The following is a 20662-nucleotide window of genomic DNA, read 5'->3' as shown; positions in this document are numbered from 1 at the left end:
CCCCCACCCCCACCCCTCCCTAAGCGGGGCGCGGGGCCGTCGGCGGGAGGGGGTCGGGGGTGCAGGAGGTGCGTGTCCGGACGTAAAGCGTGATTTGTGGCGCTCGACGGGCCGCACCCGGCAACGCACCCGCACGCGCCGTAAATCATGCAGTCCGGACACACACCTCCGGAACCCCCGGCACCCGCACCACAACGAACGGCCCCACCCGCCCCGCGCCCCCGCAACCCCCTACACGCCAGCCCAGTGGCAAGCGACCTGCGCCGTGTCGACGCCCGTCAGTATCGGCAGCGCAGCCGTACGGCATCGCTCCGCGACCCCCGCCCGCTCCGCCTCCCCCGACGCCAGCACCTGGCAGCGCGCGTGGAAGCGGCAGCCGCCCGGGATGCGCGACGGGTCCGGCGGCTCGCCCGTGAGGACGACCGGTTCCTCGCCCGATTCCGGCAGGACGGACAACAGCGCCCGCGTGTAGGGATGTTGCGGCGCCGTCAGCACCTGCTCGACGGGGCCCATCTCCACGATCCGGCCCAGGTACATGACCGCCACCCGGTCCGCGATGTTCCACGCGAGACCCAGATCGTGCGTCACCACCAGTGCGGACAGCCCGAGTTCGTCGCGCAGCGACAGCAGCAGCGCCAGGATCTCGCCCCGGACGGACGCGTCCAGGGAGGCCACCGGCTCGTCGGCGACGATCAGTTCGGGCTTCAGGACGAGCGCGCCCGCGATGACGACGCGCTGGCGCTGGCCGCCGGACAGCTCGTGCGGGTAGCGCAGGAAGAACCGCTCAGGCGGCCGCAGCCCCGCACGGGACAGCGCCTCGGCGACGGCTTCGCGCTCGTCGCCCGGGTAGCCGTGGATCCGCAGGCCCTCGGCCACCGCGTCGTACACCGTGTGGCGCGGGTTGAGCGAGCCGCTCGGATCCTGGAGCACCAGCTGGACGCGCTTGCGGTACGCCTTGAGGGCGCGGGAGCGGTACGCCAGGGGTTCCCCGGCGAAGGTGACCTGTCCCTCCGTGGGCGGCACCAGACCCAGCAGGGCCCGCGCCAGCGTGGTCTTGCCGCAGCCGGACTCGCCGACCAGGGCGACGATCTCCCCGGCGCCGATGTCGAGGTCGACCCCGTCGACGGCCCGGGCGGGCGGGGCGCCGCGCCGCCCGGGGAACGTGACGTTCAGTCCGGTGGCCGAGAGCAGCGGAGCGGAGAGCGGCGGGGCCGCGGGCGAATGGGCGGTCGTCATGGGTGGCTCCTGAGGGGTGGCCGTCCGGCGGCCGTACAGGCGTGGCCGAGCGGGTACGGCCCGGAGAGCGGTGCGGCGCGGCGCGTACACCGGGCGGCCGTCATGACAACGGCTCCGCCGCCGACTGTTGCGCCGGGACCGTTGCGCCCACGTGCACGCAGGCCGCGTGCCGGCCGGGCCCCGCGGTCCGCAGCGTCTGGTCCTCCTGGGAACAGATGTCCAGCGCGACCGGGCAGCGCGGATGGAACGTACAGCCGGGCGGCAGCGCCGACGGGTCCGGCGGATCGCCGGGCAGCCCGCGCGGGGCACGCCGCGACGCGAGGTCCCCGATGCGGGGGAAGGCGGCGGAGAGCGCGCGGCCGTACGGATGCTCCGCCGCGTCGTACACCGCCCGCGCCGGACCCTCCTCGACGATCCGGCCCGCGTACATGACCGCGAGCCGGTCGCAGGTGTCCGAGAGGACCGCCAGGTCGTGACTGATCATCAGCAGGCTGATGTTCTGTTCGGCGACCAACTGCTCGATCAGCCGCAGGATCTGCGCCTGGATCATCACATCCAGTGCGGTGGTCGGCTCGTCCGCGACGATCAGCCGGGGATCGCAGGCGAGCGCCATCGCGATCATCACGCGCTGGCGCTGTCCGCCGGAGAGCTCATGCGGATAGGCGTCGGCGCGGGCGGCCGGCAGCCCGACCTGTTCCAGCAGCTCGACGGCCCGCCTGCGGGCGGCGGCCGGGGTGGCGTGCTGATGCAGCAGCACCGGCTCGGCGATCTGGTCCCCGATCCGGTGGACCGCGTTGAGCGAGTGCATCGCGCCCTGGAAGACGATCGACGCCCCCGCCCACCGTACGGCGCGCAGCCGGCCCCACTTCATGGTGAGGACGTCCTCACCGTCGAGCAGGATCTCGCCGGACAGTTTCGCCGTGGGCGGCAGCAGCCGGAGCAGCGCGAGCGCCAGCGTGGACTTGCCGCAGCCCGACTCGCCCGCGATGCCCAGCTTCCGGCCGGAGGCGACGCTCAGGTCGACGCCCCGTACGGCGGGGACGGCGGACGCCCCGGAACCGTACGTCACATGCAGGTTCTTGATCTCCAGCAGACTGGCGGACGGCGTACTCAACGGGACACCCCCAGCTTCGGGTTGAGCACGGCCTCGATCGCACGGCCGCAGAGCGTGAAGGCCAGCGCGACGCACGCGATGGCGATACCGGGCGGCGCCAGATACCACCAGTGCCCGGAGGAGACGGCGCCCGCCTCACGCGCGTCCTGGAGCATGCCGCCCCAGGAGACGATGGTCGGATCGCCGAGGCCGAGGAAGGCGAGCGTCGCCTCGGTCAGGATGGCGTTGGAGATACCGAGCGTGGTCTGGGCGAGCACCAGCGGCATCACATTGGGCAGCACATGGCGCGCCATGATGTGGCCGTGCCCGCCGCCGAGCGCCTGGGCGCGTTCGATGTACGGACGGGACTCGACGGCGATCGTCTGCGCCCGCACCAGCCGCGCCGTCGTCGGCCAGCTGGTGACGCCGATCGCGATGATCACCGTCCAGATGGACCGGGACATGACCGTGGCCAGCACGATCGCCAGCACGAGTGTCGGCATCACCAGGAACCAGTCGGTGATCCGCATGACGACCGTCGCGAACCAGCCGCCGTAGTGCCCGGCGATGATGCCGACCAGCGTGCCGATGGCCACCGACAGCGCGGCGGCCAGCAGCCCGATGGTCAGTGAGATCCGGGCGCCCCAGATCAGCAGACCGAGCAGTGACCGGCCGAACTGGTCGGTGCCGAGCAGGAATTCACCGCTGGGCGGCTCCAGGGCGGTGCCCGGCGCGTTGGTCACACTCTGCACGTCGCCGCCGACGAGCAGCGGGGCGAGGAGCGCGGTCAGCGCGATAAGGGCAAGCCCCGCGAGGCCGAGGAGCCCGGCGCGGTGGGTGCGGTACTGCTTCCAGAAGCGGGTCACCGAGCCGCGCCGGCGTGCCCACGCGAGCGAGGAGGCGGACGGGAGCGACGGAGTCGGCGGCGGGGTCTTCGCGAGGGTCATCGGCCCACCCGGGGATCGAGCAGCGGATAGAGCAGGTCGGCGAGGAGGTTCATCAGGATCATCGCGCCGGCGAAGACCACGAACAGGCCCTGGACGAGCGGCAGGTCGGGCACGCTCAGCGCCTGGTAGAACAGCCCGCCGAGCCCCGGCCACGAGAAGACCGTCTCGACGAGGATCGAACCGGCCGCCACATGGCCCAGATTGATGAAGACCATGGTGACGGTGGGCAGCAGGGCGTTGGGCACCGCGTGCCTGCGGCGTACGAGATCGTCCCGCAGCCCCTTCGCCCGCGCCGTCGTCAGATAGTCGCTGCCCATCTCGTCCAGCAGCGAGGACCGCATCACGAGCAGCGTCTGCGCGTATCCGACCGCGACGAGTGTGAGCACCGGCAGCACCATGTGGTGTGCCACGTCGAGGACATACCCGAAGCCGGACGAGTTGCCGGACTCCATACCGCCGGTGGGGAATATGCCGGGGATCGGGCCGATGCCCACCGAGAAGGCGATGATCAGAAGCAGCCCGAGCCAGAAGGACGGTACGGACCACAGCGTCAGCGCCACGCCGGTGCTGATCCGGTCGCCGAGGCTGCCGTTGTACCAGGCGGAGCGGGTGCCGAGCCAGAGGCCGAGCGCCGAGTAGATCAGCACGGCGGCGCCCGTGAGCAGCAGGGTCGCGGGCAGCTTCGCGGCGATCAGCTCACCGACGGGCGCGTGGAACTGGTACGAGGTGCCGAGGTCACCGGTCAGCGCCTTGGCGCAGTAGTCGGTGAACTGCTGCCACATCGGCAGGTCCAGGCCGAACTGACGGCGCAGCGTCGCGAGTTGCTCGGCGGACGTGGGCACGCCGTGGGTCATGGCCTTGACCGGGTCACCGGGGATGATCCGGAAGAGGAAGAAGCTGGTGACGAGGACGGCGAGCAGCGAGACGGCCGCGCCGCCCAGTTTGCCCGCTACATACAGCGGATACGCGGTCCTGGTACCGGAGGCGGCGCGGGGGGCGGAGCCGGACGGCCCGGTTTTCACCGGGCCGTCGACTGCGTCCCGCACCACACCGGGGGTGCTTGCGGTGCTCATGGGTTATTCACGATCTTCCGCGGTGGAACGGCGACGCATCATGACGAAGAGCCCCAGAGCGGCGGCGAGCACGACGGCCGCCCCGATCCCGATGAACACACCGGTCGAGGAGGAGCTGTCGGAGCTGCTGCCGTCAGCGGCCGGCACCGCGGACCACCAGCTCCAGTAGCCGTCCTGGCCCCAGAGGTTGCCGGCGGCCTCCGGCATCGTCGTGATGGACTTGATCTGGTCGGTACGGTACGCCTCGACCGCGTTCGGGTAGGCCATGACATTCATGTACCCGGTGTCGTACAGCCGTGACTCCATCTGCTTGACCAGATCGGCGCGCTTGGCGGTGTCGTACTCCGCCGCCTGCTGCGCGTAGAGGTCGTCGAACTGCTTGTCGCAGATGAAGTTGTCCGTGGCGCCGCTGTCCTTGGGCGTGGCGGGGAGCGCACCGCACGTGTGAATGGAGAGGACGTAGTCGGGGTCGGGGTTGACCGACCAGCCGTCGAAGGCCAGGTCGTAGTCGCCCGCGAGCCAGGGGTCGGAGACACTGTCGAGACACTCGACCTTCAGCCCTATGCCGAGCTGTCCCCACCACTCCTGGAGGTACTTGCCGATGGCCTTGTCGTTCGGGTCCGTGGCGTGGCAGAGGATACGGAAGTCGAGCGGCTTGCCGTCCTTGCCGACGCGCTTGCCGCTGCCGTTCTTCTTGTATCCGGCCTGGTCGAGGGTCTCGGCTGCCTTGGCGGGGTCGTACGCGATCTTCTGGGTGTCCGAGGGCTGCCAGAAGTACGTGCCGAATCGGGGCGGGATGTAGCCCTGGCCCTCGACGGCGTGGCCCTGGAAGACCTTGTCGATGACGGTCTTGCGGTCGACGGCCTGGAAGAGGGCCTTGCGGACCGCCGGGTCGAGCAGCGCCGGATGGCCGTTCCCGAACTTCTTGCCGTCCTTCGACTTGGCGCCGGGGTTGGTGGCGAGGGCGTAGAAGCGGCGGCCGGGTGCGTCGTTGACCTTGATGTTGTCGGCGCTCTTCAGCGCCGCGGCCTGGGCCGGCGTGAGGTTGGAGACGAAGGACACCTCGCCCTTCTGCAGCGCGGCGACGGCCGCGTCCCCGTCCTTGTAGTACTTGAAGAGCAGTTCGTCGAACTTGGGCGCACCGCGCCAGAAGTCCTTGTTCGGCTTGAGCTTGATGTACTGGTCGACCTTGAAGTCCGTGATGACGAACGGGCCGTTGCCCACGAGCGGGAACGTCTTGTCGTTGTTGAACTTGGAGAAGTCACCGACCTTCTCCCAGATGTGCTTGGGCACGATCGGCACATCGAGGGCCGTCATCGTGGCCTGAGGCTTCTTCAGCTCGATGACCAGGGTCGCCGGGTCGGGCGCCGTGACCTTCTTGAAGTTGGCGGTGAAGTTGCCGTTGGCGGTGGCGGCGTTCTCGTCCGTCATCATCTTGTTGAAGGTCCACGCCGCGTCCTCCGCGGTGGCCTTCTTGCCGTCGGACCACGTGGAGTCGTCGCGGATGGTGAAGGTCCACGTCAGCTTGTCCGCGGACGGCTTCCACGCGGTCGCGAAGCCGGGGATGGTGTGCGCGTCCTTGGCGTCGTAGTTGGTGAGGTACTCGTACGACAGCCGCATGATGCTGGTACTGACCAGTGTCTGCGCCAGGAACGGGCTGAGGGAGTCGACGCTCTGGCTGACGGCGACGGTGAGGACCTTCTTGCCGTCGTCCGCGGCCTGGGCCTGCTGGGGCGCCGGGAGCACCGGGCTGAAGGGGATCACGGTCCCGGCCACGAGCGCTGCGGCGGCGGCACCGGAGGCCAGGAGAAGACGGAGGCGGGGGCGTTGCCGGGCGGGCTGCCGCTGAATACGCGGGAGAACTCTTAGGACCATGGGGCGGTGACCTCGTGTCATCACTCGGACGGAGAAGCCGGGTTAATTCTGGCCAACTGGTGAAGCGAAGGTTTATCAGCGCTCGTCCGGCCGCGTCAACGGCCACCCAAACACCGTGTGGGCTGCGGGAATGCCCTGAGGGTCCACACCGTGAACACGGTGCGGACCCTCATTGGTCTAAACCTCTGTTGCCTTACTGCTGAGGCGCTGGCGGTGCCTGCGGGGGCTGCTGTTGCGGCCATCCGCCGGGCGGGACAGGACCCTGCAAGTCGGGTCGGCTCTGCTGCGGGTGCGGTTGCTGTGGTCCGTACGGTCCGTGCTGATCAGGCTGCCCGGGGTGTCCCGATTGCTGCCAGCCCTGCTGCGCGCCCGGTCCCGGCGGCGGACCCGGCTGCTGCGGCGGGTAGGGATACTGCGGGTGCTGTTGCGGATGCTGCTGGGGATACGGGTACTGCTGCGGCGGGTACGGCTGACCCTGCGCCGGCTGACCCTGCGTCGGCTGGCCGCCGGGGCCGGGCATCGGCGGCACGAGGTGCGGCGGCGGCTGGCCGTCCGCCGTCCACAGTCCCTGCGCCTGCTGGGCCCGCGCGAAGTCCTCGGCGACCAGCGCGGAGAGATTGAAGTACGCCTCACGCGTCTTGGGACGCATCATGTCGAGATCCACCTCGGCGCCGGCCGACAGATGCTCGTCGAAAGGCACCACGATCACACCGCGGCAGCGGGTCTCGAAGTGCTGCACGATGTCATCGACCTTGATCATCTTTCCGGTCTCGCGCACACCGGAGATGACCGTGAGGGAACGCTGCACCAGGTCGGCGTACCCGTGCGCGGACAGCCAGTCGAGCGTCGTCGACGCACTGCTCGCGCCGTCCACGGACGGTGTCGAGATGATGATCAACTGGTCGGCGAGGTCCAGCACGCCGCGCATCGCGCTGTAGAGCAGACCGGTGCCCGAGTCCGTGAGGATGATCGGATACTGCTTGCCCAGGACCTCGATCGCGCGCCGGTAGTCCTCGTCGTTGAACGACGTGGAGACGGCCGGGTCCACGTCGTTGGCGATGATCTCCAGTCCGGAGGGCGCCTGCGAGGTGAACCGGCGGATGTCCATGTAGCTGTGGAGATACGGGATCGCCTGGACCAGGTCCCGGATGGTCGCCCCGGTCTCGCGCCGGACGCGGCGGCCGAGCGTACCGGCGTCCGGGTTGGCGTCGATCGCCAGGATCTTGTCCTGCCGCTCGGTGGCCAGGGTGGATCCCAGCGCGGTGGTCGTCGTGGTCTTGCCGACTCCGCCCTTGAGGCTGATGACCGCGATCCGGTAGCAGGAGAGCACCGGCGTACGGATCAGGTCGAGCTTGCGCTGACGCTCGACCTCCGCGGCCTTCCCGCCGATCTTGAAGCGCGCGCCGGCGTTCGGATTGCGGCTGCTCCTGGCCTTCTGCTTGTTGTTGCGCAGCAGCCGGTCGGAGGACAGCTCCACGGCGGCCGTGTAGCCGAGCGGTGCGCCCGGTACGGAACGCTCGCGATGGTCGTGCGCGACGGGGGAGGGCCAGGCGGCGCCGGAGCGGGGATCCACCGGCGGCGCTCCGGTCACGGGCTGTTGCCCCTGCTGTCCCTGGTGGGGATGAGGGGGCTGCTGGCCCTGCTGGGCCGGGAGGTTCGGTGTCGGCTGCGCGGGCAGATGGGGCGCCTGCGGAGGAAGGGGTACGGGCGCGTGGGCGCCCTGCTGGCCCGGCTGACCGGGGTATCCCGGCTGTCCCGGCTGCGGGAACCCGTAGCCGCCCTGCGGTGGCTGCGGTACGGGGGCTCCCGGATGGCCCGGGTGACCCGGCTGACCGGGCTGCGGGAATCCGTAACCGCCCGGCTGACCGGGCTGGGGGAAGCCGTACCCGCCCTGCGGGGTGGGCTGACCGGGCGGGCCCGGCTGGACTGCGGGCGGCTGCGGCGCCGGAGCGTACGGTCCGGGCTGCCCCTGCTGGCCGGGCTGCCCCTGCTGGTGAGGGAAGCCGTAACCGGCGGGCGGGACCGGGGCGTTCGGCCCGGGTGCGCCGGGCGGCAACTGGGCGGGCGGCACCGGGGCGGGCGGCAACTGCGGTGCCTGACCGGGCTGTCCCTGCTGTCCGGGCCCCGGCAGTCCCTGCTGGTGGGGGAAGCCGTACCCGCCCTGCTGCGGCTGCGCGGGCCAGGCGTTCGGGGCCTGCGGAAGGCTCGGCGGCTGCGGATGCGCCGGGGCCTGCGGCGGAGCGGACTCCTCGGCGGTCTGTGCCGGTACGGGCCACTGCGGCGCGGACGTCGGCGCTGCGGGCTGGAACGCGGGCGGCAGCGGAGGCAGTCCGGGGCCCCGAGGGGCCGGCGGCTGAGCAGACCAGGGCTGGCCCTGCGCGGCCGGGGGAGTGTCCTGCGGCTCATCGGCGGGCACGGCGCTCTGCGGCACCGCATCCGTGATCGCGTCCACGGGCGCGGCGTCGGCCGGCTCGTCGGCGTCGGCCTCGCCGCCGACGCGCTCGTCCTCCTCCTGTGCGGGAACCAGGTCCGGGACACGCTCGGGATCCCCGGCCTCGGCCGGCTCAGGACCCTCGTCCGCCGCGACCGGATCAGCCGCGGCCTCCGGCGCGTTGGGCACCTCGGCCTCGTCCGTACCACCACCGGACACGGCAGGCTCCGCGGCCGCGGCGGGCTCGGTGACATCCGTGGACCACGGTGCGTCGGGGGCGCCCGGGCTCTCCCCCTCGGCGCTGCCGGCTCCCTCGGTCCCGCCGGAAGCGGCGGTCGCGTTGTCCTTCGCCGCCTCGTGCTCCGCGATCTCCCGCTTGAGCGCGGCCGGGGAGAACCGCATGGTCGCCCCGCTCTCCAGATCGCCGCCGCCGAACGGCTCCGGGGCTCCAGGTGAGGAGTCCGACGCCTCGACGACGGGCAGAGCGGGAGGGGGAGCGGACGCCGGGTCGGCAGCAGGCACAGGCACAGACACAGGCGCAGGCGCCGGGTCGGGTTCGGGTGAGGGCGGGGGAACCTGGGCGGACGGCGGCGGCTGCGGCGCCCAGCTCGGCTCGTACCCACTGCCCGCCGGCAGCCCCGGCACCGCGACGGGCGCACCGTCGGGCGGCGGAGGTGAGTGGGTGAAAGGGGGTGCGCTCGACGCACCACCACCGGACGTGTCCCCCGGCGCGTTCTGCGTGTACCAGGCGGGCGGGGTGTAGTCGATGGTGAACTCACCCGTCATCTCGGGCTCCGCGTCGGACTGATCGTCCGCGGGCGGCCGGTTCCAGCCTCCGCGGATCTCGTCCCGATCGCCGTTCACTTTGCCTCCTGGTGTGGTCGAGCACCCTTGTGCCGTGGTGGGTGGGGCAACCGAATCCGTATGTCCCGGTCCGCCCGGCTCTCCCGTTACGACGCGGCCGACCGGCTCGCAGGTTCTCCGTGCCGCGCCCGCACCCACCCTAATCGCCAACGGCGCGGGTACGTCAGGGCGGACAGCCCGTCAACCGCCGGTCCGTACGTCACTTCCTGTCCCCAAGTGAACAGATGAGGAAGGGGTGTTCGGCAGGGGAGTGGTCAAATCCGTATATCTCCATACGAGATCCTGGCAAAACCCGCACAGGCCGGGCGCACCAGGTGCGTCCGGCCCGGCTTCAGTCCATCCGGCGCGCGCTGCCCAACAATCCGGTCTCGGCGTCCGTCGCCTGTGTCATCACGAACTGCCGGTCCCGCGCCGTGCACCACAGGGTGACCCCGTCGGCCAGCGTGGACAGCGCCTCGGTCTCGGCCCGCGGCAGGCTCATGATCCGGCCGATCTGTGTGGCCTCGTCCGGCGACACCCGCTGGATGCCGACCAGCCCCGACTTCTCCATCAGCCGCGGCGCCACCGGGCTCAGATACGGCAGCAGCGTCATCACGGACTGCCAGGGGGCCGACACCACGCGCCCGCGCGGCGGCCGCATCCCACAGTCACGCACCACGACCACCGGGCTGCCGGCCGAGGCGCCCTGCGGCGGCACCCGCCCCACATCGTGCAGGGTGATGCACGGCTGCCCGCCGCCCGCCGCCTGGGCGAGTCCGGTCCAGGCCTGGGCCCGGCCCGTCTCGACGGCGATCCGCGCGCCGGTGGCGGCCGAGCGCAGCACCAGGACCTGTGCCGTCCACAGCCCGCCGATCAGCGTGATGTCGTACGGCGTGGGCCGGTTGACGCCGAGCACGGCGGGTCTGTTGGCCGCGTCGACGCCGATCACCACACCGTCGTCACCGACCGGCAGCGCCAGCGACTCCAGCTGGTCAAGCGACAGGGAGTGCCGCTCGCGCCGCGGTCCGATCAGCCCGAAGCCGATCCGCGGCTTGCCGCCGTTCCTGGCCGGCGCGGGCCGGGGCGCGGCCGTGGGCGTCGCGGCGGACATGGAGGCGGGTGAGGTCGGTACGGACATCAGCGGGTACCCCCGAGCGGCAGTGTGGCGAGCATTCCGGGCAGCTGCTCACGGTCGAGCCGTACGAGCCCGGTCTTCACCCCGCGGGCCGCGCGCTCCAGTTCATGGCGGGAGGCGACCAGTTCCTCGTCGCTGCGGCCGGTGATGCGCACATGCCCGCTGACCGTCACCCCCTGCCGCTCACCGCGCCCCAGGGTGAGGCTGAAGGTGGTGGCGAGCGCCGGGATCGACGTCAGCAGCGCGACCAGCTGCGGCATGGCTGCTCCGTCGCCGCCCAACTGCGGCCAGCGGCCCACCCAGTACGTCGTGTGCCTGCGGTCGTCACAGCGCCAGGTGCGCGAGGTCTCCTTGGTGCGCCGGCCGGGCGTGTCCGTCCGTCCCGCCTGGGCGATGGCCAGCGGATTGGCGCAGGACGAGATCGCGATGGCCGCGGTCAGCTCCTGCTCGGTCAGTACGGTCGTACGGAACCCGGCTCCGGTCAGCCGGCTCGCCAGCTGGTCGGCGGACCGCACCACACACTTCTGGGCCCCCGCCAGACCGCCGCCCCGCGCGGCCACCGCCTCGGGGCACAGCTCGGGATCGAGCTTGAGCGCGATCCAGGTGATCCGGATGGCGGGCGAACCCGTCTGCGCCTGCAGCGGCGCGTAGTTGCGTGCCGCCACCGACTGCTGCGGCAGGTGCGGGGCCGGCGCGGGCTGGGTGTGCTGCACGATCTGCGCCGACTCCAGCCGGATGCCGTCGACGTCCAGCACGTCCCGTATCAGGGCGATGGGCAGCGGCCGGGCGGAGCGGTCGGGCCGCAGCGCCGTGGCGTCCGACTCGATCTGCAGCACCGCCGTCAGGAACGTGCCGTCACCGATCATCCCGACCGGGCGCCGGTCACGGTCGCTGTACGAGTACGTCCGCAGCGCCGGGTCGCACTCGACGGCGGGTGCGAGCCCCGGTTCCGTACCGGCGGGAAGCGTCAGGGAGGCGGCCCTGCGATTGCGTGCCCGCAGGGCGAAGACGGTCGTCAGCCACTCGGGCAGTGAGCGCCGGTGCCTGCGCACCACAGCCAGTAGCACCAGCAGGGCGGCGGCCACGACGGCCGGCACGAGCAGCAGCGGATCGATCACCCACGCGACCAGCAGCAGGGCCGCGGCGATCTCGATCAGTACGAGTTGTTGCATTCGGAACGGTCCGAAATGCCCCGGGCGTGCCCTCAGTCCCGGGGCGGCGGAGCCCCCGGAGGTGGCGGAGGACGGCGCGGCCGTGGCGGGCCGCGTCCGCGTCGCGGAAGCCATGATGGTGAAACCCCCCAATTCGTACCGATCACCCTGCTGGGCCTGGGTGTTGGCAGCTGGATCACCCTACCCGCCACACACGCACACCCGGCCTACAGGCATAGTAGGGGGCCGGTCCGACAGTCAGGCGGGGCCCGGGGGACACACCGATTCGCCCTGCCGCTGCGGGGAGACCGCGCCTTTTTTCACCGATGGGGACTCATGGCATCACGGCGGGATGAGCTCAACGCGTACACCTTTGCGAAGAAGCGCACGGTGGCCGCATTTCTCCAACCATCACCCACAGGTACGGAGGAGGGAGCGCCCAGGCCGCTGCGTGCCGTCGTCCCGAGCCTGATCGTCGGCGCGCTCATCCTGGCCGGGTTCGGCGCCTGGGGCATGTTCAAGCCCACCGCGCCCAAGGACTGGGCCGCGCCGAACAAGAACGTGATCGTCGGCAAGGACTCCACCACCCGCTACGTGGTGCTGAACACCCCGGGCAAGGGCAAGGAGAAGGAGACCCTTCTCCACCCGGTCCTGAACCTCGCCTCCGCCCGACTGCTGCTCACCCCGCAGCAGTTCGCGGTCATCCAGGTCCCCGACAAGATCCTGGACTCCGGGAAGCCGCCGCGCGGTCCGATCCTCGGCATTCCGTACGCCCCCGACCGGCTGCCCACCGACAAGGAGGCCGCCGAGCCCAAGCGGTGGGCCGTCTGCGAGCAGCCCGGCGGCGGCAAGGGCAGCAGCGTCCAGAAGGCAGCCTTCGTCTTCGCCGACCGCGACTTCGCCAAGACCGAGGGGAAGCAGCGGCTGACCGGCGGCCAGGTGCTGTACGTCAAGGGCCAGGACGGCGCCCGCTATCTGGTGGACGCGGGCGGCACCAAGTATCTGATCGCCGAGACGGCGGACGACGACGGGCATCTGACCAACGCCCTGGTCCGCAGCCGCGAGCCGCAGGCCGTCACCGACGACTGGCTGGCCACGCTGCACACCGGCAGCCCGGTCACCTTCCCCGAGATCCCGGGGGAGGTCGGCACGCCGGCGAACGTCCAGGGGCAGCTGTCCCCCGAAGAGAACAAGATCGGCATGGTCCTCAAGACCGAGACCGGCGACGGCACGAGCCACTACGTGGTGCTGGCCGGCAAGGTACAGCCGATCTCCGAGTTCACCGCCTGGCTGCTGATCAACTCTCCGCAGACCGCGGAGCTGGATCTGACCAGCGAGGCGCGCTCGGTCGGCCTCCAGGACTTCGTCCCCGACTCCAAGACCTTCGCGGGACAGGCCCCGCGCTGGCCCGACAAGAGGGCCGACCAGGTCAACGCGATCGGCGGCGACGGCGCCCGCGACACGGTGTGCAGTGTGCTGCGCGAGGTCGACGGCAAGGGCACCCCGACGCTGTCCACCTGGGCCGGTACGGCCTACCCCGCGGACATCACCGCCGGCGGCACCAGCACCTATGTCACCCCCGGCAGCGGTCTGCTCTTCACCCAGGTCCGGGGCCGGCAGACCACCCCCGACGGATCGCTCTTCCTGGTGACGGACACCGGGCTGCGGTACGCGGTCCAGGCGAACGGCGACAGTGACGCGGCCCGTTCCGACATCGGCACCGGCGGCGGCCAGAAACAGCAGGACGGCCGGCCCGAGCCCAGTGAGGCGCAGGTCCGCCTCGGCTACGAGAAGGTCACCCCCGTTCTTGTCCCGATCGCCTGGTCGGAGTTCCTGTCCAAGGGCCCGCGGCTCGACACCAACAGCGCCCGCCAGCCCCAGGGTTCGTAGGGGAGTGCGATGATGCCGAACCGAACACCTGCCCGGCACACGAAGGCCGCGCTGCTGGTCTGCGCCACGGCCCTGACCGGCCTGACGGCCCTGCCCCCGGCCGCGTACGCCGGGGAACCGCGCCCGGCGGCGCCTCCGCCGCTCGCGCTGGACGGGAGTGGCGAATGCGCCTTCCCGATGAAGAAGCAGATCGCGGGCACCCCGTGGGCCCTTCAACGGGTGATGCTCGACGAGTTGTGGCAGGACACCAAGGGCAAGGGCGTACAGGTCGCCGTCATCGACACCGGTGTCGACAACGCCCACCCCCAGCTCAAGTCGGCGGTCGACGCGTCCGCGGGCGCCGATCTCCTCAAGGGCGGCACGAGTGACGGCACGGTCGACGAGGTCGGCCACGGCACCAAGGTCGCCGGGATCATCGCCGCGCGCCCCCTCGACGGCACCGGCTTCGTGGGGCTCGCCCCCGAGGCCACGATCATCCCGATCCGCCAGAACGACGAGAAGAACAGCGGCAAGGACACCACGATGGCCGAGGCGATCGATCACGCGATTGCCAAGGGCGCCGATGTCATCAACATCTCCCAGGACACGACGAAACCCCTGACGCCGGACTCCACCCTGGGGCAGGCCGTGCGGCGGGCGCTCGACAAGGAGATCGTCGTCGTCGCCTCGGCCGGCAACGACGGCATGGACGGCAAGCTCAAGAACACCTATCCCGCGGCCTTCGACGGGGTCCTCGCCGTCGCCTCCTCCGACCGCAACAACGAACGCGCGGCCTTCTCCCAGTCCGGTGACTTCGTGGGGGTCGCGGCGCCGGGCGTGGACATCGTCTCGACCGTTCCCGGCTACGGCCAGTGCGTGGACAACGGCACCAGCTTCTCCGCCCCGTACGTCGCCGGGGTCGCCGCGCTGCTGCGCGCCAAGCACGGTGACTGGGAGGCGCACGAGATCGTCGCCCAGATCGAGCAGACCGCCGAGCGCAGTATCAACGGCCAAGACAGCTTCGTCGGCTGGGGAGTGATCGATCCGGTCCGCGCCCTGAACGAGGACGACCGCGCGCCCCAGTCCCCCCGGCCCGACCCGGGACCGCCCAAGCCGCCCGCTCCCGAGCCCGCGCACCTGGCGATGTCCGAGACCGCCGAAGAGCGCACGGAGCGCCTCGCGACCTACGCCCTCGGTATCGGCGGGGTACTGGTCGCGGTCGTCGCGGGCACGGCGACGGTCATCAGGGACAGCCGCGGGAAGGCGGCCCGACGGGCCGCGCGTCGGCCAACTCTCCATGAATGACTTTGCAGTTGGAACTGTCCTACCGAGTAGCTAAAGTTACCGGCGGGGTCATGCGAGTGATTCCACACGGGGGCGGCATCCAGATGCTTCCCGTCCAGAGCGCCTCCGGGGCGCACATGCAGGAAGACAGGAAGAAGGGGCAAGATGTCGAAGGATCTGAATGTAACCACTGAGGAACAGGTCCTCCTCGCCAACAAGATCCAGAGCTTCCACGACGAGCTGCAGAGCCGTATCACCTCCCTCAACGGTGTGGTGGACCGCATCCAGGCGGGCTGGCAGGGCGCCGCCAGCCGGGAGTACGACGTCGTCCAGGAACGCCTGAACAAGCGTCTGCGGGACATGCGCGTCAAGCTGATCGAGCTCGAGGAAATCATGCGGATGAGCGCCGACGGCTTCACCCAGCAGGAAGAGGAGCGCATCGCGTCCTTCCGGCGGATGGACGACACCACGGCGGGCCAGAGCGCCATCCTCGGCATGGCCTGACCAGCCGTCCGCCACCTTCCGCCGCATTCCGTCTTGAGGAGCATGACATGACCACTGCCGTCAATTACGACACCGTGACCCAGGCGGCCGGTGACGTCCGGCTGACCGCCACTCAGCTCACCCAGGAGCTCGAGACCCTGATGGGCCAGGTCAACCGGGTCGCCCAGAACTGGGACGGTGAGGCCAAGACCGCCTACCACGAGAGCCAGCTCGTGCTCACCCAGCAGATGGACGGCATGAACCAGGACCTGAACCGGATCGCCACACTGCTCTACGAGTCGGTCGTCGGCTACCAGGACACCGACAAGGGCAACGCGGCGCGCTTCCGCATGCAGATGTAGCGCTCTGCCGGGTACGCGACAAAGGGGGGTGTCCGCGGCGGCGGACACCCCCTTCGTCATCTCTACTTCAGGTCGAACTCGCCGTCCCGCGCGCCCAGCACGAACGCGTCCCACTCCGCCTTCGTGTACCGCAGCACCGTCTCGGTGTCCTTCGACGACCGCATCGCGACGCCCCCGCCCGGCAGATAGGCGATCTCGACCCGCTCCTCGTCCTCCCCGGTCCCGGGCGCGCCGAGCCACTCCACTCCGGAGATGTCGAGGGCGTAGAGCTCTTCCTTCTGACGTTCCTTGTCCGTTGCGTCGGCCATCGGCGCGGTCCCTCCCGGGGGTATTGCGAACGACTACGTTCCTCAGAGTACGTGGGCGCCGATATCCGGGGCGGCGTGTCAGCGATACCGGATCAGACGGAAGCCGTGGGCCGCCACGTCATTGAGATCCGTGATCGGATCGGTCCCGCCATCGACCACACCCGTCCCCTGCTCGGAACGGTAGCCGGTGAGCAACAGACCCACGGACTCCCGCCCCCGCGTGTCCTTCCGGCGCACCCAGATCAGGGCGCGGGCACCCACCGGCATCGCCGACAACTCGTCGAGCAGAGTGTCCCAACCGATGTGCTCCGTTGCCGAGATCCGCTGTCCCAGCTCGCGCAAGGTAGGCGCCAGCCAGGACGCGGGCCCCGGTCGAGGAGGGAACGGAAAGGTGCCGACGCCCGGCTCCTCGCCGCGGTTCCACGCGTCGAGCCATGACCAGGGCGCCGAGTTGGGCAGGCAGAACGGCTCGCCCTGCGTCTTGGGTACGACAACCGCGGCGTCCAGCATGGACCGCGACCAGTCGCCGGTGTGCAGGAACTCCCTTGTCTCGCAGGCGAACAGCCAGCCGCGGTCCAGTTCGTCGGCGGCATCCGGAGCGACCAACTCCACCGGTTCGTCGTAGGCGCGGAGCAGCCATGCCTCGGCCTTCTCGACCGCGGTACGGAAGTCCTCTGCGGGCTGCCGCCAGAGATCCGGCGCCGGGCTCGACTCCGGAGCCGTCCGTCGCGTTCGCGCGAACACGAGCGTCCGTACCCCCGCGGTCTCCAGCCGGGCGAGCCCACCCGTCATGCCGTCGAGGAGTACGACCTGTCCGTCATGGTTGTGCACGTACAGAAGATGGCCGCTGACCTCCACACCCGCGATCTCCCGGCGCACCCACACCACGCCCTGGGTGCCGGGGCCCGGTTCGCGAGCCGCGGCGATCACTTCGTCCCACCCCGCGCAGGACAGCTGCTCGGCGGTAGGGAAGTACCGCTTCAGCAGCAGCTCCCACCACCCCGGCGCCTCGTGCGCGGGCGACCAGGGCAGCGGACTGGCCGGACCGCCGTTCAGCGCGGCGGCCACGGTCACCGTGCAGCCCCGGGAGTTGAGCCGTCGTGCCTGCCCGGCCGGATCGCGCGGGCTGGGCGCACGGCCGAACGCGGCCAGATCGGCCCACGGGTCGTTCGCGGCGGGATGGAACGGGGGCATGCCGTTCTTGGGTACCGCGACGGACGCCGCGAGCATCGGCGTGCGGGGATAGCCGGGCTGCGGTCCGGTACGGCAGGCGAAGAGCCAGGTGTGCGCGTCCTCGGCGACCGGCCGGGGGGAGGCCAGCTCGACGAGACCGCGGTATGTGGCGTCGAGCCATCGCTGCGCTTGTTGCTGGGGATCGAACATGGTGGCTCAGCCCTTGGCCGGCGGCCAGTCGCCGCGGGCGAGATAGTCGTTGTACTGGTTCACCGAAAGGTTCGAGGGCGCGAAATGCGGAGCCGAACCGTCCTTCGGCACGATCACGACCCGCGTGAACGGGGCGCGCAGCATGTCGCCGGTATCGAGGTGTTCCTGCGAGTCGAACCTGATCGCCCAGGCTGTCGGGTACTCCACACTCAGTTCCGGCTGAAGGACGATCGTGTACGGCTCATAGGCGAAGACCTGGGTGAGGAAGGGGCGAGCCGCCTCGACGGCATCGTTTCGGGAGAGCATTCCTAAGTCCTGTCAGTGTCAGCGGTAGGGGACATGGCCGATTTGTTTGACGCCGGTGGACTCAAGCGTTCCGAGCGAGCCGGTCTGACCGTCCAAGAACACGACCCCGTGTTCGGTCTTCACGGCATTGAAGACATGCCCGGTGCCATTGTCCCGGACGATGGTGACGATGCTTCGCGAACCCTCTCCTCGGTTGTTGAGATCGCGGACTATGTCGTCGTAGCTTTCCACCGTCTTGTGCGCGTCCGGCTTCACGCCAAGTTCCTTGAGCGGCAATTCGCCGGGACCGGCCTTCGGTGCCGCCGAGACCTCGATGCCGTCCAGGCGGCGATCCACGGTCACCGCATTGTGCGTACAGTTGTGTGTGTAGCCTTGCGCCGGGTAGTTATTCATGTCCTTGAGCCACGGAAACTCCTCGTCGAGGAACTCCTGAGCCTTGTGCCCCGGGACTGAATCTGCGTGGATCGCCTTCTCCGAAATGCCCTTGCTGGGCTGCGCGAGCTCGCTCCAGTCCTTCGGCTCGGGCGCCTCCTTCGCTGCCTTGGCGACACCGGACTCGACCGCCGACTCGGCGCCTTCCTTGGCGGCGACGCGCACCCCGGCACGTGCGCTGCCGAGGCCCTTGGTGCCGATGAGCTCGGGAAGGAGTCGGCCGAGTCCCTCGCTCGGGTCCTTCTTGAAGCTGTCGATCAGCGCACCCGGAATACGCTCGGGGTGCGCGGCCGTCGAGACCAGCCCGGCCAGGGTCATGTTGACGTTCTGCGAATACTGCGCCGGGTGGGTGATGTTGTAGATGTCCAGCGGGTTGAGACCGCGGGCGAAGTTGACGATGCCGGCCGTTCCCTTGATGGCACCGCCCACCACATGGGCGCCCTCCACGGTCAGCGCACCCATGCCGTCCAGATACATGGCGGTCGCCCGGTCCAGCGGCGGTGGCTCCTTGGGCGCGTGCGCCATCGCCGCGTCGACGACCTTCTGCGTCGCGGCGGCGACCTCGTCGCGCTGTCGACGGGCGTCGTCGAGGATCTCGTGAGCGCGATCACGGTCGTGTTTGCCGGGATCGCTGAACGGCTCCGGCTGGGGACCGGGATCCCGGTCTGCCTTGATATCGGCGTTGTACGCATCGATGGTCTTGTTGTAGCCGTCGGCTGCCTTCGCCGACGCTTCCTTGCCCTTCCTGTAGAGGTCGATCGCCTCCTGGGCCTGGCCCTGTGCCCAGGTGACGGCCTCCGCGTACGTGACGAGGGCCTGGCCGGCTGCTTCGCATGCGTCCGCTGCGCGCAGCCACTTGATGGGATGCATCGCGAATTTCTCGCGGAACGCCTCGGCGGACTCCCCCTTCCAATGGGCGGAGTCGAGCTTCTTCATGCCCTGCCCGACCCTGTCGAACGCGGCGAAGAAGTCCTTCATATGGCCGGCGCTCTCGCGGATGGCCGCGGGCTTGCCATGGATGAGCTCGTTGGCCTGGTCGGTCTGGCCCAGCCGCTGTTCGCTCACTGAGGCGCCGAGGCCGGAGGCGGTGTTGTCGCCCCAGTCGGTCACCTTGTCCGCGAGGCCCTCCGCGCCGAGGTACTCCAGGTCCTCGCCGATGCGGTCGGTGGTCCAGTCGATACCCTCGCCAACCACCTTCTTACCGGCCTCGACGCCCTCTTCCAGCGTGCCCAGACCCTCGTTGAGGAGGTTCTTGCCGCCATCGAAGAGATCCCCGATCCCCATCAGCCCTGCCCATCCCGCTGCGCGGCGAGTTCCTCCGGCGACGGGCCGAAAGCGCCCCGCATCCCCTCGTCCATCTCGTCACGCAGCCCGGCCGCGTCGATGATGCCGCTCGTCGGCGTAACGGTGGACGTGCTGACGTCCCACATGGTGTTCTTCCACGCCTGGACGCTGTTCTCGTCGGCCTTCTGGAAGGACTCGGCGCTGTAGTCGGCGTCGCGGACCTGCGTGTACGCGTTGTTGGAGAGGACCTCACTCCAGTCCTTCTCGATGATCTCGTCCTCGGTCGCGTACGGATTGCCCATCGCCGAATTCGTCAGCACTTTGAAACTGCCCTGCAGATACTGCTCCTGCTCGTGGAAGACGCCTGCGGACAGGCCGACCTCCTGCGCGAATACGTTGCCCTCCTGCACCAGCGCGCGCACGCCCCACTCCCATCGCTCGCAGAAGCCCCGCAGCGTGGACGTCAGCCCTTCGTGCCCGGTCTCCATGCCGGTCAGAGACAGGTCGGAGAAACCCCGTCCCATACTCGCCTCGCCGACCATGCCGAGTTCTTTGAGCTCGCCCAGTGTGCCGGTGATGCCTTTGGCGATCAGGCCGAGTGCTTCCTCGGGCGCCGCGAGATCAGGATCCTGCCCGGTCATGCCACAGCCCCTCGGTACGCGTCGCTGTCGACCGCCGCCGTGTCCGGCACGATCCCCTTGACCGGCGGGAACATCGCCCTGTCCGGACCGGCGGCGTTCAGTGCGACCCCGCAGGGAAACACGACGGCCGGCACCACTTCGTCGAGCAGCCGTGCCCCGAGCACCGTGCGGTAGGGCCACGCCCGTGCCGTGTCGCCGCGGGCCTCGGCGAACCTGCTCAGCGCGGACTCGTCGGAGAACGCGCAGATCCAGCTGATCCCGCCGAAGCCGGCCGTCCACAGGCCGCCCTTGACGTCCAGCGGCACCAGCACCGCCGTACTGCGGAAGTGCGCGAGGCGCTCCAGGACGGCCTCGCGCGCCCCCTCGGCGGCGTCTCTGTCCATCTCCGGCTCGGCCCGCCCGGCCGGGACGGCCCCGGACGCGGCCGACGTATCGCCCCGGACCGTCCGCTCGGTGGACTCGGCGCGCAGGTGATCCCACTGTTCGTCGAATTCCATGCCGTCCCCCGTAGTTCGTCCCGTCGTAC

The 20662-nt window shown here is 70.2% G+C and carries 18 protein-coding genes; 4 read left to right on the top strand and 14 right to left on the bottom strand.

What is annotated here, in order from left to right; genetic code table 11:
• Window positions 1-231: 231 nt before the first annotated feature.
• From ACFVWW_RS33390 to eccE, 8 genes are all read right to left on the bottom strand, one after another.
• On the bottom strand, window positions 232-1236 hold the full coding sequence (locus ACFVWW_RS33390) for an oligopeptide/dipeptide ABC transporter ATP-binding protein (protein ID WP_384192068.1): 1005 nt from the start codon (window positions 1234-1236) through the stop codon (window positions 232-234).
• 100 nt (window positions 1237-1336) lie between these two features.
• Window positions 1337-2350: an ABC transporter ATP-binding protein gene (locus tag ACFVWW_RS33385; RefSeq protein WP_384336989.1), complete on the bottom strand. Its 1014-nt coding sequence runs from the start codon at window positions 2348-2350 to the stop codon at window positions 1337-1339.
• A complete protein-coding gene (locus tag ACFVWW_RS33380) occupies window positions 2347-3276 on the bottom strand; it encodes an ABC transporter permease (RefSeq protein ID WP_384192063.1) in 930 nt (309 codons plus the stop codon). Before ACFVWW_RS33380 ends, ACFVWW_RS33385 begins: the two co-directional genes overlap by 4 nt.
• Window positions 3273-4349 carry an ABC transporter permease gene (locus ACFVWW_RS33375; RefSeq protein ID WP_386878317.1) on the bottom strand — a complete coding sequence of 359 codons (1077 nt, stop codon included), beginning with the start codon at window positions 4347-4349 and terminating at the stop codon, window positions 3273-3275. The genes ACFVWW_RS33380 and ACFVWW_RS33375 overlap by 4 nt, the downstream gene beginning before the upstream one ends.
• 3 nt (window positions 4350-4352) lie before the next feature.
• A complete protein-coding gene (locus ACFVWW_RS33370; RefSeq protein WP_384192058.1) occupies window positions 4353-6224 on the bottom strand; it encodes an ABC transporter substrate-binding protein in 1872 nt (623 codons plus the stop codon).
• Between the two features lie 193 nt (window positions 6225-6417).
• Window positions 6418-9519, bottom strand: coding sequence for an SCO5717 family growth-regulating ATPase (locus ACFVWW_RS33365; RefSeq protein ID WP_386878318.1), 3102 nt, complete (start codon window positions 9517-9519; stop codon window positions 6418-6420).
• Between the two features lie 331 nt (window positions 9520-9850).
• Window positions 9851-10636 (bottom strand): hypothetical protein, encoded by a 786-nt coding sequence (locus tag ACFVWW_RS33360; RefSeq protein ID WP_384192052.1) that lies wholly within the window; start codon window positions 10634-10636, stop codon window positions 9851-9853.
• A complete protein-coding gene (gene eccE, locus ACFVWW_RS33355; protein WP_386878319.1) occupies window positions 10636-11919 on the bottom strand; it encodes a type VII secretion protein EccE in 1284 nt (427 codons plus the stop codon). Before eccE ends, ACFVWW_RS33360 begins: the two co-directional genes overlap by 1 nt.
• A 201-nt stretch (window positions 11920-12120) precedes the next feature.
• Between eccE and eccB the strand changes: the two genes are divergently transcribed.
• The 4 genes from eccB to ACFVWW_RS33335 all read left to right on the top strand — a co-directional run bounded on the left by eccB (window position 12121) and on the right by ACFVWW_RS33335 (window position 15782).
• Window positions 12121-13674, top strand: coding sequence for a type VII secretion protein EccB (eccB, locus tag ACFVWW_RS33350; RefSeq protein ID WP_386878320.1), 1554 nt, complete (start codon window positions 12121-12123; stop codon window positions 13672-13674).
• Window positions 13675-13686: 12 nt separating this feature from the next.
• Window positions 13687-14958 (top strand): type VII secretion-associated serine protease mycosin, encoded by a 1272-nt coding sequence (gene mycP / locus ACFVWW_RS33345; RefSeq protein WP_384337017.1) that lies wholly within the window; start codon window positions 13687-13689, stop codon window positions 14956-14958.
• 144 nt (window positions 14959-15102) lie between these two features.
• Complete coding sequence (locus ACFVWW_RS33340) at window positions 15103-15441, top strand: WXG100 family type VII secretion target (RefSeq protein WP_384192043.1); 339 nt, start codon at window positions 15103-15105, stop codon at window positions 15439-15441.
• Between the two features lie 47 nt (window positions 15442-15488).
• Complete coding sequence (locus ACFVWW_RS33335) at window positions 15489-15782, top strand: WXG100 family type VII secretion target (protein ID WP_384192041.1); 294 nt, start codon at window positions 15489-15491, stop codon at window positions 15780-15782.
• Window positions 15783-15844: 62 nt separating this feature from the next.
• Here the strand turns inward: ACFVWW_RS33335 and ACFVWW_RS33330 are convergent, their stop codons facing one another.
• The 6 genes from ACFVWW_RS33330 to ACFVWW_RS33305 form a co-directional block, all read right to left on the bottom strand.
• Entirely contained in the window at window positions 15845-16090 is a 246-nt protein-coding gene (locus ACFVWW_RS33330; protein WP_384192039.1) for a DUF397 domain-containing protein, read from the bottom strand.
• A 78-nt stretch (window positions 16091-16168) separates the two neighbouring features.
• Window positions 16169-17473, bottom strand: a complete 1305-nt coding sequence (locus ACFVWW_RS33325; protein WP_384336997.1) for a YrhB domain-containing protein — start codon at window positions 17471-17473, stop codon at window positions 16169-16171.
• Between the two features lie 6 nt (window positions 17474-17479).
• Window positions 17480-17779: a YrhB domain-containing protein gene (locus ACFVWW_RS33320; protein WP_384336999.1), complete on the bottom strand. Its 300-nt coding sequence runs from the start codon at window positions 17777-17779 to the stop codon at window positions 17480-17482.
• An 18-nt stretch (window positions 17780-17797) separates the two neighbouring features.
• Window positions 17798-19495: a putative T7SS-secreted protein gene (locus ACFVWW_RS33315; RefSeq protein WP_384337001.1), complete on the bottom strand. Its 1698-nt coding sequence runs from the start codon at window positions 19493-19495 to the stop codon at window positions 17798-17800.
• Complete coding sequence (locus ACFVWW_RS33310; RefSeq protein WP_384337003.1) at window positions 19495-20136, bottom strand: hypothetical protein; 642 nt, start codon at window positions 20134-20136, stop codon at window positions 19495-19497. The genes ACFVWW_RS33315 and ACFVWW_RS33310 overlap by 1 nt, the downstream gene beginning before the upstream one ends.
• Window positions 20133-20633, bottom strand: a complete 501-nt coding sequence (locus ACFVWW_RS33305) for a hypothetical protein (RefSeq protein WP_386878321.1) — start codon at window positions 20631-20633, stop codon at window positions 20133-20135. The genes ACFVWW_RS33310 and ACFVWW_RS33305 overlap by 4 nt, the downstream gene beginning before the upstream one ends.
• Window positions 20634-20662 lie beyond the last annotated feature (29 nt).

Origin of the sequence: Streptomyces sp. NPDC058198, assembly GCF_042882605.1 — a bacterium.
Lineage (GTDB): Bacteria > Actinomycetota > Actinomycetes > Streptomycetales > Streptomycetaceae > Streptomyces.
This window is presented reverse-complemented; position numbering and strand designations above follow the sequence as displayed.

Excerpts from the sequence above, each read along its gene's own strand:
- ACFVWW_RS33340 (WP_384192043.1), top strand. The coding sequence starts at position 15,103 with ATGTCGAAGGATCTGAATGTAACCACTGAGGAACAGGTCCTCCTCGCC.
- ACFVWW_RS33315 (WP_384337001.1), bottom strand. The coding sequence starts at position 19,495 with ATGGGGATCGGGGATCTCTTCGATGGCGGCAAGAACCTCCTCAACGAG.
- ACFVWW_RS33375 (WP_386878317.1), bottom strand. The coding sequence starts at position 4,349 with ATGAGCACCGCAAGCACCCCCGGTGTGGTGCGGGACGCAGTCGACGGC.
- ACFVWW_RS33320 (WP_384336999.1), bottom strand. The coding sequence starts at position 17,779 with ATGCTCTCCCGAAACGATGCCGTCGAGGCGGCTCGCCCCTTCCTCACC.
- ACFVWW_RS33335 (WP_384192041.1), top strand. The coding sequence starts at position 15,489 with ATGACCACTGCCGTCAATTACGACACCGTGACCCAGGCGGCCGGTGAC.
- ACFVWW_RS33370 (WP_384192058.1), bottom strand. The coding sequence starts at position 6,224 with ATGGTCCTAAGAGTTCTCCCGCGTATTCAGCGGCAGCCCGCCCGGCAA.
- ACFVWW_RS33330 (WP_384192039.1), bottom strand. The coding sequence starts at position 16,090 with ATGGCCGACGCAACGGACAAGGAACGTCAGAAGGAAGAGCTCTACGCC.
- ACFVWW_RS33390 (WP_384192068.1), bottom strand. The coding sequence starts at position 1,236 with ATGACGACCGCCCATTCGCCCGCGGCCCCGCCGCTCTCCGCTCCGCTG.
- eccB (WP_386878320.1), top strand. The coding sequence starts at position 12,121 with ATGGCATCACGGCGGGATGAGCTCAACGCGTACACCTTTGCGAAGAAG.
- mycP (WP_384337017.1), top strand. The coding sequence starts at position 13,687 with ATGCCGAACCGAACACCTGCCCGGCACACGAAGGCCGCGCTGCTGGTC.
- ACFVWW_RS33325 (WP_384336997.1), bottom strand. The coding sequence starts at position 17,473 with ATGTTCGATCCCCAGCAACAAGCGCAGCGATGGCTCGACGCCACATAC.
- eccE (WP_386878319.1), bottom strand. The coding sequence starts at position 11,919 with ATGGCTTCCGCGACGCGGACGCGGCCCGCCACGGCCGCGCCGTCCTCC.
- ACFVWW_RS33380 (WP_384192063.1), bottom strand. The coding sequence starts at position 3,276 with ATGACCCTCGCGAAGACCCCGCCGCCGACTCCGTCGCTCCCGTCCGCC.
- ACFVWW_RS33310 (WP_384337003.1), bottom strand. The coding sequence starts at position 20,136 with ATGACCGGGCAGGATCCTGATCTCGCGGCGCCCGAGGAAGCACTCGGC.
- ACFVWW_RS33360 (WP_384192052.1), bottom strand. The coding sequence starts at position 10,636 with ATGTCCGTACCGACCTCACCCGCCTCCATGTCCGCCGCGACGCCCACG.
- ACFVWW_RS33305 (WP_386878321.1), bottom strand. The coding sequence starts at position 20,633 with ATGGAATTCGACGAACAGTGGGATCACCTGCGCGCCGAGTCCACCGAG.